This is a genomic window from Spirosoma flavus (genome assembly GCF_054778555.1).
The window spans coordinates 363,241-375,979 of record NZ_BAAGZL010000003.1; the positions used below are offsets into that span (position 1 = coordinate 363,241).

Annotated in this window: 6 protein-coding genes; 5 read left to right on the forward strand and 1 reads right to left on the reverse strand. The window is 48.1% G+C overall.

Annotated elements, in window-relative coordinates; translation table 11 throughout:
- The first annotated feature begins 43 nt into the window (after positions 1–43).
- From ACYVF1_RS18090 to ACYVF1_RS18105, 4 genes are all read left to right on the forward strand, one after another.
- Positions 44–2,431 (forward strand): ABC transporter permease, encoded by a 2,388-nt coding sequence (locus ACYVF1_RS18090; protein WP_461081355.1) that lies wholly within the window; start codon positions 44–46, stop codon positions 2,429–2,431.
- A 296-nt stretch (positions 2,432–2,727) separates the two neighbouring features.
- A complete protein-coding gene (locus ACYVF1_RS18095) occupies positions 2,728–5,112 on the forward strand; it encodes an ABC transporter permease (RefSeq protein ID WP_461081357.1) in 2,385 nt (794 codons plus the stop codon).
- A gap of 92 nt (positions 5,113–5,204) precedes the next feature.
- Positions 5,205–7,556: an ABC transporter permease gene (locus ACYVF1_RS18100; RefSeq protein WP_461081359.1), complete on the forward strand. Its 2,352-nt coding sequence runs from the start codon at positions 5,205–5,207 to the stop codon at positions 7,554–7,556.
- A gap of 74 nt (positions 7,557–7,630) precedes the next feature.
- Positions 7,631–10,021, forward strand: a complete 2,391-nt coding sequence (locus tag ACYVF1_RS18105) for an ABC transporter permease (RefSeq protein WP_461081361.1) — start codon at positions 7,631–7,633, stop codon at positions 10,019–10,021.
- A 108-nt stretch (positions 10,022–10,129) separates the two neighbouring features.
- Here ACYVF1_RS18105 and ACYVF1_RS18110 read toward each other — a convergent pair whose 3' ends face one another.
- On the reverse strand, positions 10,130–11,719 hold the full coding sequence (locus ACYVF1_RS18110; RefSeq protein WP_461081363.1) for a hydrolase: 1,590 nt from the start codon (positions 11,717–11,719) through the stop codon (positions 10,130–10,132).
- Between the two features lie 433 nt (positions 11,720–12,152).
- On the opposite strand from ACYVF1_RS18110, the gene ACYVF1_RS18115 reads away from it, so the two are divergent.
- Entirely contained in the window at positions 12,153–12,725 is a 573-nt protein-coding gene (locus tag ACYVF1_RS18115; protein WP_461081365.1) for a hypothetical protein, read from the forward strand.
- Positions 12,726–12,739: the final 14 nt, after the last annotated feature.

The following is a 12,739-nucleotide window of genomic DNA, read 5'->3' on the forward strand; positions in this document are numbered from 1 at the left end:
GACAAGGCATGCCTTGTCTCTTCAAGATTAAACCCCTACCTATATGCTGCTTAACTATCTGAAAATTGCCTGGCGAAATTTGCGAAAAGACAAATTCTACAGTTTGATCAACATTCTCGGCCTGACTATTGGCGTTACGTGTGGCTTGCTTCTGTTGCTCTACGTAACGGATGAACTGAGCTTCGACCGCTATCAAAAAAACGCATCGCAGATTTATCGGATTGTCTCGCATATTACTGAACCGGATAAAGTGAACCGCTGGAGCAGTACGCAGCCTGCCCTGGCGCCGACGTTGAAGAAAGATTACCCGTTCGTTAAAAATTACGTTCGGCTTTTTCCGTATGGCCGGGTGATGTTTCGGCAGGGTGAGAAGCGGTTTTACGAAGAGGATATCTATGCCGCCGATTCTACCGTGTTCGATATTTTCAGTTATAAATTCATCGAAGGCGACCCTAAAACGGCACTGGCTCAACCCGGTAGCATAGTACTGACCCAGAAATCGGCGCAGAAATTCTTTGGTTCAAAGAGCGCGATTGGGCAGTCGTTGCAGACCAACGATACTACGTTCTATAAAGTGACGGCGGTACTGGAAGACGTCCCGAAGAACTCGCACTTAACCTTTAACGGGCTGATGTCCATCGGCCAGAACGAACGTAGCCAGGCCAATAACTTTGGCGGTTTTTATCTCTACTCCTATCTGGTATTGCCCGAAAACTTCGACACGAAGATTCTCGAAAGTAAATTTCCGGAAGTGTACGACAAATACATCGGTCCCATTTTCAAGCGGATGGGTATTAAGGTAACTTATGAATTACAGCCGTTGACCCGAATCCACCTTTACTCAAGTATGGAAGGGGAATCGAACGGCAATATTGGTTATGTGTACACTTTTAGTGCCGTGGCCTTTTTTATGTTGCTGATTGCCAGCATCAACTACATGAATCTGGCGACCGCCCGCTCGGCTAAACGGGCCAAAGAAGTTGGTCTTCGGAAAGTAATGGGTTCGTTACGTGGTCGTTTGATGGCGCAATTCCTGACCGAATCGGTGTTGTTGACCGTCATTGCCCTAATCGCCAGTTTAGTGCTGGTAGTTGCCTTGTTGCCTTTTTTCAATAGTGTTTCGGGAAAAGAAATTGAGTTCCGGGAGTTGCTACGTCCTCAGTTTCTGCTGATTGCGCTGGCTATAATTGTCTTTACAGGCTTCATCAGTGGCAGTTATCCAGCCTTCTATTTATCGGCATTCGAACCGGCGACTGTACTCAAAGGAGCTTTCAACGCCAAAGGGGGGAGTTTCTTCCGGAAAGCGCTGGTGGTTGCGCAGTTCACCATCTCGCTGACCATGCTTATCTGCACCTGGATTGTATATAAACAACTGAATTTCATGCGTAATCACGACCTGGGTTACGATCAGGATCAGGTGTTAACGATCAACTATCAGGACAGTCAGCCCCGCGCTACGTACAACGCTTTCAGAAATGAGCTATTGACAAATCCGAACATTCGAGAGGTAGCTTCGGCCTCGTCACCCACCAGCAACATCGGCGGTCGGGTCATTTTCACGGTTGAGTCGAATACGGGCTTGAAAGAGATGGGATTTAAGCCCATGCGCGTGGATTACAACTACCTGAAAACGATGGGCATGAAGCTCATAAGCGGTCGTGACTTCTCCGAAAAAATACCAGCCGATACGCTTAACTCGGTCATTATCAATCAGGCGGTTGTAACACGGATGGGCTGGAAACAACCGCTCGGCAAAAAAATCATGCTGGGTAGCTTACCGCAAAAAGGAGAGCAGGGACCACCAACGGCTCAGGTTATCGGTGTTGTGAAGGATTTCCACCAGCAATCGCTTTATAGCCCCATTGAGCCGCTGATTATGCTGTGCGGTCGGGCTTTGCCGGTTACGCACATTAAAATTCATCCACAAAACGTCGAAAAAACGGTCGCGTTTATCGGTCAGAAATGGAAAGAAGCCTACCCCGACCGGCTGTATGAGTTTCGTTTCCTGGATCAGGATTTTGAGTCGGCGTATAAAGCTGATGAGCTGCGCGGAAAGATTTTCACCGCCTTTTCGGCTATGACCATTCTCATTGCCTGTCTGGGTTTGTTCGGACTCGCTACGTTCACGACGGAACAACGTATCAAAGAAATCGGCGTTCGCAAAGTGCTGGGCGCATCGGTTGGCAGCGTAGTCATGCTGCTTTCCAAAGACTTCACGAAACTGGTCTTGTTTTCATTTCCCATTGCTATTCCCATTGCTTGGTATTCGATGTACAAATGGCTGCAAAACTTCCCCTACAAAACTGATATTGGCGTCTGGATATTTATAGCTGCCTGCCTGCTCACCCTGTTCATTTGCTGGGCAACAGTGGTTTACCAAAGTGTAAAAGCCGCGTTGGTGAATCCAGTGAAATCACTACGTTCGGAATAGTCAGAACCGGGATTTAACGGATTGATGGATTTTCTGGATTTTGTTTTTTGATAAAGCGCTTCACAGAAGCGAAAACAAAATCCAGAAAATCCATCAATCCGTTAAATCCCGGTTCTGAATTGTCCGCAAATGGTCGGCTGCTACGTCCGTTTGCGGACAATTACGTTTATAAAAGCCTTAAAATTTCTTAATAATCAGCGATTTACGGGTTTGGTATGGCATTTGGGTATCTATAAAACAAAAGCGTTACGTACTTTCGCCGACGCTCCTTTCTTAACCTCAACTCGTTACCCGTCATGCTCAGCAATCACATAAAAATCACGGTTCGGACATTCTGGAAAAACAAGTTATTCAGTGGGCTTAACGTAGTAGGATTGGGAATTGGCATGGCGGCTGTCTGGCTGATGGTGCTCTACGTTCTCGATGAATTAAGTTACGATCGGTTTCATACCAACGCCGACCGTATCGTGCGGGTCGTGCAGTACGCGCAGTGGCAGGGCGGCAATCTGAAACTCGCGCCAACGTCGGCACCGTTTGCGCAGGCGCTGAAAAACGATTATCCGGAAGTTGAAAAAGCAGTACGTATTCATCCCGAAGGCGGTGGCGTCATTACGTATCGGGACAAGAAAATTGAGGTAAACGACATTTCCTTTACCGACCCGTCGGTTTTTGACGTTTTTACGTTCCCTTTTCTTTATGGCGATCCGACCACGGCGCTAACCAAACCGCAATGCATTGTTTTAACCAAAAGTATTGCAGATAACCTTTTCGGTGACGCTCGCAAAGCCGTTGGTCAGGTAATAGAATTCAGCAATCACTATCCAAACACCGTAACAGGCGTCATCGAGGACGTACCAACGAATTCGCATTTGCAATTTCGGGCGCTACGTTCCCTACCGGAGAATTACACCAACGGTTGGCAGGCTTCAGATCTTTATACGTATTTGCTCCTGACGGAAGGCAGTAACCCTAAAGCGCTGGAAGCCAAAATACCCGGTTTTTTCCAGAAGTACTTAAGAAAGGAAATGGGTGATATTGATTATCGTATGGAGTTTCAGCCCATTACGTCCATCCACCTTAGCTCCCACCTCGATTACGAGACCAGCGCCAATAGCAATGCACGTACCGTCTACATTTTTGCGGTGGTAGCCCTTCTAATCCTGATCATTGCCTGCATCAACTACGTGAATCTGTACACCGCCCGGGCACTCAAACGTACCCGCGAAGTGGGCGTCCGGAAAGCCATTGGTTCACATCGGAGCCAGCTTATTGGGCAATTTCTGACTGAATCGATGCTGATGACGTTACTGGCTGGCTTTGTTAGTGCTATACTGGCCAAAGTGGCTTTGCCCTATTTCAATCAGATAGCCGACAAGTCGCTGTCGATGGGTAGCTTAGCTACTACGTTACTGACGGTATTGGTTTTCTCAGTGGTGATTGGCCTGCTGAGCGGGCTTTATCCAGCCCTGCGATTATCCAGCTTTCGGCCCGTATCCGCTTTGCAGGGACAGCTTGGCAGTCAGGCTGGTAGCATTGTTTTTAAGCAGGGTCTAGTGATCTTTCAGTTTGTCGCGACGATTGCCCTGATTGCCTGTTCGGGCATCGTGTACCGGCAGATGCGGTACGTAATGAACAAGGATTTAGGGTTTAACAAAGAGCAGGTTCTTACATTTCACATTGATAACCAGGATGTTCGGCAGCGGGTCGACGCACTTAAGGAAGCCCTCCAACGCAATCCGGTTATTCAGGGAGCATCAGGCGCCAGCAACCCGATTGGCAATAATAATATCGGCGGCAATGGCATGTTCTTCGAGCAAAACGGAGCGATTCCGGCCAACCCGCAGTTCGTGCAGAAATTCTCGGTCGATTCAGACTTTCTCAACACCATGCAGATTAAGCTGTTAAGCGGTCGCAATTTCTCAGAATCATTCAAAAGCGATCAGCAAAACTCGGTGTTGGTGAATGAAACGCTCGTGAAAGAACTCGGCTGGAAAGAGCCGGTTGGCAAACGTGTACGCTACTTTATCGATAACGAAAAACATACCGCCGAAGCCCGTGTTGTCGGGGTTGTCAAGGATTTTCATATCTATTCTCTTCAGCATAAAATTGAGCCGCTGGTGCTGCAAATGCCCCTTCCTGCTGACAAAGACAACGTTTATGTCCGAATTCAGCCCGAAAAAGCGACCGAAGCAATGGCCTATATTCAGTCGGTTTACCGCACCTTCGACCCAGCCAGCACGCTCGATTTTCATTTCCTGGACGAGAATTTTTCGAAGCAGTACAAAGCCGAACAGAAGCAGGGCGAAGTTCTGTTGACATTCACAATTCTAGCCATATTGATTGCCTGTTTGGGTCTGTTTGGCCTGGCCGCTTTTGCCGCCGAACAACGTACCAAAGAGATTGGCGTTCGCAAAGTGTTGGGCGCGTCAGTCATGAGCATCGTTACAATGCTTTCCAAAGATTTCCTGAAACTGGTATGTATCGCCCTGATCATTGCCACGCCCATCGCCTGGTACGCTATGAATCAATGGTTGCAAGATTTCGCCTATCGGGTCAATCTGGATTGGTGGGTCTTTGCGCTGGCGGGTTTGCTGGCGGTCATTATTGCGCTGGCCACCGTCAGTTTTCAAAGCATGAAAGCGGCATTGGCCAATCCAGTGAAATCACTACGTAGCGAATAATCACGTAGAGACAAGGCATGCCTTGTCTCATTCGCGTCAGCCAAAACCATCCGGCCATGAGACAGGGCATGCCCTGTCTCTACATAAATCCTATGCTACTCAACTACCTCAAAATCGCGATTCGAAACCTTTGGCGGAATAAGCTCTATACGGGCCTGAATATCGGCGGACTAGCAATTGGGCTAGCGGCTTGCCTGGTCATGGTTCTGTACGTCAATCATGAGTTTACGTACGACGCTTTTCATCCGAAAGCCGACCGGATTGCCCGAATAACTTCGCACATGAAAACGCTGGAATCGCCCTTGTCGATTGCGTCAGCGCCCATGTTGCTGGCCGAAGTACTAAAACGGGATTATCCGGAAGTAGAAACCGCTGTTCGTTTTCGGATTACCGTAGCAACTGTCAAAACGCCCACCAAGCTAATTAGTGAGCCAGATGTGTACTACGCTGATAATGACATTTTTTCGGTATTTTCTTTCCAATTTCTTTCGGGCAGTCCAACCAAGGCACTAGTTAATCCGAACAGTGCGGTCGTTACAGAACGGTTTGCCAATTCCTATTTTGGGCGAACCGATATTCTGGGCAAAACCATCGAAATCAACAAAGAAACGTATCAGATTACGGGCGTCATTGCCAATCCACTCAGCAATTCAGATTTACCCATTAGAGCTCTCCTTTCCCAAAAACCGTCGCCGAGCAAAGCATGGTTAGCTGAAGATTTTCCGGCTTATACCTTCGTGCTCTTCAGGAATCAGCCCAACCTGGCCGATTTCGCGAAAAAGATGGACTTGCTGGCTGCGAAATATGTCAATCCTGAACTCAAGAAAATGGGCGCAGACGGTTATTCTATGCAGTTCCCGACAGAGTTATTGCGGGACGTTCATTACAGCCAGGATAAAATAGGAGACACGCCCAAAGGGAATAAGCAGTATGGCTATTTATTTGCTTTTCTGGCCGCTTTTGTACTGGCAATCGCCCTGCTCAACTACATCAATCTGCTGACGGCCAAAGCCACCGAGCGCGCAAAAGAAGTAGGCATCCGCAAAGCCAACGGAGCAAAACGCACACAATTAGTTCGCCAGTTTCTATTCGAGTCGTTTCTGTTGAGTGGCCTGGCGCTGCTTTTTGCCGTTACGTTGACACAGCTCGCCATTCCGTTTTTCAATGATCTGCTCACGATTCAACTACAGATTTCCTGGCAGGAATCACTAGCATTAGCAGCTTGCTCGTGGCTGATTGTTACGTTGTTGGGTGGTTTGTACCCGGCGTTTGTTTTGTCAGGTTATCAACCTGTAGCCGTGCTGAAAGGCACGTTGAGCGGCTATGGTCATGCCCCCTGGTTTCGAAAATCGATTATCGTTTTTCAGTTCGTGCTGGCCGTTACCATGATTGCGGGCGTACTGGTGATTCATCGACAGATGGATTACATGCAGACATACGACATCGGTTTCACGCGCGATCAGATACTTAGCATGTATTTGCCTGAAGATTCTACAGTGCGGGCCGGGGCAACCGCATTAGCCAATAGCCTGAAACAACGTAGCGAAATCGAAGCCGTTACGTTGGGATCGGGTTTGGCGAACGGGCCGATGGTGATGGCTTCGACAACTATTCTTTCGCACGGCAAAAAACGCGAGGTAATGAGCAATTACATGTTCATCGACGATACGTTCCTGCCGTTACTGAACATCCATTTGAAAGCCGGACGGAATCTGTCATCACAAACAAAATCCGACCTGAAAGGAGGTTTTTTGGTGAATGAAGCCTTCATGAAGCTCGCGGGCTGGAAAAACGGCGTTGGGCAGACTATTGATGGATTTGGGCATAAAGGCGAAGTAGTGGGTGTGGTTAAAAACTTTAATTATCAATCTTTACATAATCCAGTAGAGCCAGTAGTACTGATTTACAATACGTTCCCAATCAACAATGTGATGCTACGTATTAAACCGGCGAATCTCGACGTAGTGAAATCAATTTGGCAGCAACACTATCCCGCTTATCCATTTGAGTACAGTTTTCTGGATGATTCGTTTGCGGAACAGTATCGGAAAGACCGCCTGATGATTTCGGTATTCAACGGTTTTGCCGGACTAACGGTACTGGTTTCCTGTCTGGGATTGTTTGGGTTAGTAGCCTTCACCACGCAACGCCGGACGAAAGAAATCGGCGTTCGGAAAGTCCTGGGGGCATCGGTAAGCAGTATCATTGTCCTGCTTTCGCGCGATTTCCTCAAGCTGGTTCTGCTTTCTATTCTGATTGCCAGTCCATTAATTTATTGGGCCGCTGATCGCTGGCTTCAGGACTTTGCCTATCGTGCCGATCTGGAATGGTGGATGTTCGCGCTGGCGGGATTGCTGGCTGTTGTTATTGCGTTTGTTACGTTAAGTTTCCAGAGCGTAAAAGCCGCGCTGGCCAATCCTGTGAAGTCGCTACGTTCGGAATAACCCACGTTTAGATAAGGCATGCCTCCGCAACGGCGGACCGGCCTCAACCTGAAAACCCTCAAACCTCCTCTCCTATGCTTCGATTTGCTATTCGTAATCTGCTCAAAACCAAAGTTTTCGGTTTATTGAACGTAACGGGCCTGGCGGTGGGTATGGCCGCTGCGGTTTTTATTTTGCTGTGGGTACAGAACGAGTCGAGCTTCGATACGTATCACGCGAAAGCAGAACGTACCAAATTGATTATCACACACAATAAGGTTAATAAGGAAGAAACCTGGCACTGGACTACAACTCCCCTTTTACTCGCTAAGAACCTGCATCAAGTACCTGAAATTGAGAAGGTAGCACTGCTTACAAAGCCCTTTTGGCCAGACCTGACCGTGAAGATCGGCGATCAGCTAACCCGAATCGAAAAAGCCGCCTGTGTCGATGAAAACTGGTTTTCGGTATTCGATTATGCCGTTGTTGATGGTAGCTTAACGGATTTCAATCGCAATATCCGAAGTATAGCCCTGACCGAGTCAAAAGCAACTCAGCTATTTGGTTCGGGAAGAGCCGTTGGACAGCTGATACGTATCGACACGCTGGACTACGTAGTGCGGGCGGTGATGAAAGACAATCCGGTAAATTCCAGTTTTCAGTTCGATTGCCTGGTGCCTCTTGCTGCCCATCTGGCGAAACCGGATGCCTATAAAAATGATTACACCTGGAATAATTACAACTACGAAACCTACGTAGTCCTTCGCCCGGATGCCGATGTTAAAAAGGCCGAACAAAAGATCACAACGATTATTCGTCAGGACAAAAAAGACGAAAAAACGGGCAAACCTGATACGAGTATATCGCTTGAACTGGAAGCGCTTGCCGATATGCACTTCGACACAATTGACCGTTACGGCAGCAACGTAGAACAAGGTGATCGGCGAACGGTGTATATTTTCTTAGGACTTGCGCTGGCGATTCTCTTGATGGCCTGCATCAACTATGTAAATCTGACAACGGCCCGCGCCAGCATTCGAGCGAAAGAAGTGGGCGTTAAAAAAATCATTGGTGCAGGCATTACGCAGTTATTCGGGCAATTTATGCTTGAATCTGTACTGATGTGTCTGGCGGCACTCGGCATAGCGCTTCTTTTGGTTTATGGATTTCTGCCGGTTTTCAACAACCTGACTAATAAAACGTTTTCGCTTCGTTTCGCAACGCCCTCCCTTTGGCTGGTGCTGGGTGGAACAACCCTGCTTACGATCGTACTCACCGGCGTGTATCCAGCTTTGCTGTTATCGTCTTTTCAGCCCATTCGCGCGATACGTGGTCTCAACATTTTGGGTTCGAGCAATAGCGTTTTCCGGAAGAGTCTGGTGGTGGTTCAGTTTTCGATTTCCATCGTTTTCCTGATTGCTACGTTGGTGGTTTATAAGCAGATACGATTCATCCGTACCACCAAACTTGGTTATGACCGCGATCACATCGTGGCGCTCACCATTCCGTGGAATACCAAACCGAAGGTTGATGCGGGGGTTTTTAAAAGCAGACTTTTGCAGCAGTCGAGTATTGCTGATGCAACCCTTGCCAGTCAGAATATTGTCGAAATCAACAGTTCGCACAGCGGCAGTCTCGACTGGGATGGGCGACCGGCAGATTTCCAACCGACCGTCGGTCAGCTTTCGGTAGAACCAACGTATCAAAAAGTTTTCAAGCTAAACATGGCGCAGGGCCGCTGGTTCGAATCAAATAATAAAGCTGATGAGCAGAACGTAGTCCTCAACGAAACCGCCGTTCGAAAGTTCAACCTACGCAAACCCCTGATTGGCCAACGCTTTCATTTTCAGGATATGAAAGGCATTTTGATCGGCGTTGTGAAAGATTTCCATTTCAAAAGCCTTCACGAGCCAATCACCCCACTGGTTCTCTTCAACAATCCGGGCTGGCGAAGTGGAGTTTATGTAAAAATTGTTCCCGGCAAAGAAGCTGAAGCGTTAAAAGCGATTCAGAGTATCTGGAGCGATATGATTCCAAACCGACCGCTGGACTATAAATTTCTGGACGAGACATTCGACCGCCTATACAAAACCGAAGCCCGAACTGCTACGTTGTTCAACGCCTTTGCCGTTATCGCGGTGCTGATTTCGTGTCTGGGGCTGTTTGGCCTTGCTACGTTCACCGCCGAAATGCGTATTAAGGAAATCGGTATCCGAAAAGTGCTTGGCGCATCGGTCATGAGCCTGACAACGCTCTTATCGAAAGATTTCCTGAAACTGGTGCTCATCGCCATGCTGGTAGCCGTTCCCGTTGGCTATTACTGTATGAATCTCTGGCTACAAGGATTTGCCTACAAAATTGACATGCCCTGGTGGTTGTTTGCGCTGGCGGGTTTGTTGGCATTCAGCGTCGCTTTGCTAACTATTAGTTTCCAGAGTATCAAAGCTGCCTTGACGAACCCAGTAAAATCGCTACGTTCGGAGTAAACCAGGAGTTATAAAGTTGTAGGGTTATAGGGTTGTAAAGTTCATGAGCGCGTCAGCCAACTTTACAACCCTATAACCCTATAACCCTACAACTTTATAACTTCCTACTTACTGAATTTTCGCCAGCCAGAGCGATGCGTTGATGTGCAGGGCCGGGTGCGAGGTGTATCCCGATGGCGCATCCCCCGACCAGCCGTTGAACAGGTTGTCGTTAGTGTCGCCCGTACCATCGTCGGCGGGAGAGCTGTCGCCGATGAAGACGATACGTCCGCTACCGTAGGTTGATAATAAGGCCATAACGCCCGTGTTGCTGCCGACTGAACTGCTCATGCGCCAGAACAGGCCCTGAACATTGGCATTATTAGCCGGATACAACGTAGCAGTTGAGCCATCGTAAAAGGCTAGTTTAGAAGCAGTTCCAGCTATACCCCCCAGCACTTTCTGCGCATTTGTATTGCTACCAGTATACACCTTAGTGGTTGGCTTTTCGCTGATATCAACGTAGTCGACGACGAAGCCAAACGGATTACTGTTATTGACGCCGTTGTTCGTCATCAAATCATTCCAGACGCGGGGCGAGTCGTAGCCATCGCCGTCACGATCCGAAGGCGTATAACCGTTTGGATCGGTACCCGTTAGCGAGGGCGCGGTATGATCAGCAATCATCATCAGCCCACCGCCATTCGACACAAAATTCATGATGGCCGTTTTCTCCGCAGCCGTAAATAATCGGTTCGGCTCGACCACGACAAAAACGGCATAATTGCTCAAATCCTGTGGATTCGATGCGTTACCATACGTAATGGCGCCACCGTTCGGCAGCGATTCAACCAGATTGCCCCGCTTCACCAGATCAACAGCCCATGCCGAAATAGCGCCCTTCCAATACGTCTCGGACGTACTGGCCGTAATGCCTGTGTAGGAAGGCGTTGGGGTACGTTGTGCCTTCGTTTCTACGGTTGTACCACCTGTATAAATGGGAACGCTTTCGGTACCGTCGGCGTCAATTTGCCAGTCGGCGCTACCGGCGTTTTCGCGTTTGGAAGCGTCGAACAGGAATGATTTTCCGGTTGGTGGATTAGTGCCGCCATTGTCGTTGATAACGATGTCATCGATGTTGAGACGGTCAGTGCCACCCGTCAGCTTCCGGATTTCAATCCGAACATTGCCCGTTACGTTCAGCGTAAAGGTCTGCGTTTGAAGCGTAGACCCCGACGTTACGTTCGACCCCGATTGCGTCCAGCTACTGCCACCATTTGGCGAATACCACAATCCCCACTGACTTACGCCGTCGGTACCATACGTAGCGTGCTTCACCGTGACCGTGCTTGCCCCCGACGTTACGTCGAACAGCATCGTAATTTTACCCGTATTCCGAATCCGCGCCGACCACAAACCAGCTTTTTTATCGCCACTCAGGTTGCCGATCAGGGCATCGTATAAATTCCAGGATTTTGTCTGAAGTGTTACGTTATCGCCACTTGATGAACCAGTTGGTGATACGTCATAAGCCGTTTTTGGGCTGGTTGACCCAACTTCAAACCCTTCCGACAGCGATATAGCCAGAGCCTTTGCCGAACCACGGCTGGAGAAATCGTTGACGGCGGGCGTCAGACTATCAACCGAGTTACAACCGACCACCAAACTTGCTACCAGACAGGCAACATAAATACCATTCGATTTATTGAGTTTGAACATAGAATTAGGATAGTTTATGAAAATAGTACAGACAAAGGTATTGCTCTCTAAAAAGAGTATTCGACTAATTATATTATGGTTACATTAAACAATTGTGTATCGAATTTGGCATTTTGACTAAAACGTCACTCCCAATTTGTTACCACTCCACAACAATAGCCAACAATATAGAGGTATTTTTCACTAAGTAGCGTTTTTCGTACTAGTTATGAGTATACGGTAAACAGGCAGATTAACTTATAGTGTCAACAGAAGCTGTATACTTTCTCCTGTCCACTGGCGTACAAAATTTGTCCGAATCTGTCCGAAAGCGGACATTTTATTCCGTCATATATATGAAACTGTCTGATGTACAATTCATTATACTATTGGCACGATGATAGCAGAGAGTAATTCTACTTACTTAACTTAGTCGCTTTTCCTCTGCCGGTTCATGAAAACGCTATTTACCGCACTATTGATTATTGTTAGCATTGGCGCAATTGCCCAACGGTCGTCTAGCAAACACGTAACGACCGACGGTCAGCAGTTACGTATTCGTGTTGATATTGAGGACGCTGGACGCTCAGTCCACTTCAATGCGTCGTTCAATGTATCGGATATGGAAGCCAGCGCTGTAAAAGCGTTGGAATATCGCATCATTGATTCGCTGGAGCAAGCTACGGCTACCCAGACCATGGTAGCTTCTGTCGATCCACAACCTCATGGATTGAAAAAGAAGAGCACCTGCACCGATAAAACGGCACAAACCAGCTCTTCCTACGACTTTTCGACAGAAGCCAATGCATCGACAACCTTATCTCCAGGCGACGTAGCACCGGCGTCGGTGCGCGTACAGGAAGACAAAGAAAACGGTCGGCTCTGGATGCAGTATACGTTCGAGAAAGACGGCGAGGAGTTAATCATTGAGCGCACGGCCAACGTAATAGGTAAGAGCGAGCGCGAAAAGCAAGCCATCATCAAAGAAACTGAACGCAATTTGGGCATTAAACTGGGCAATCAATAGCCCCTAAAGAGTAT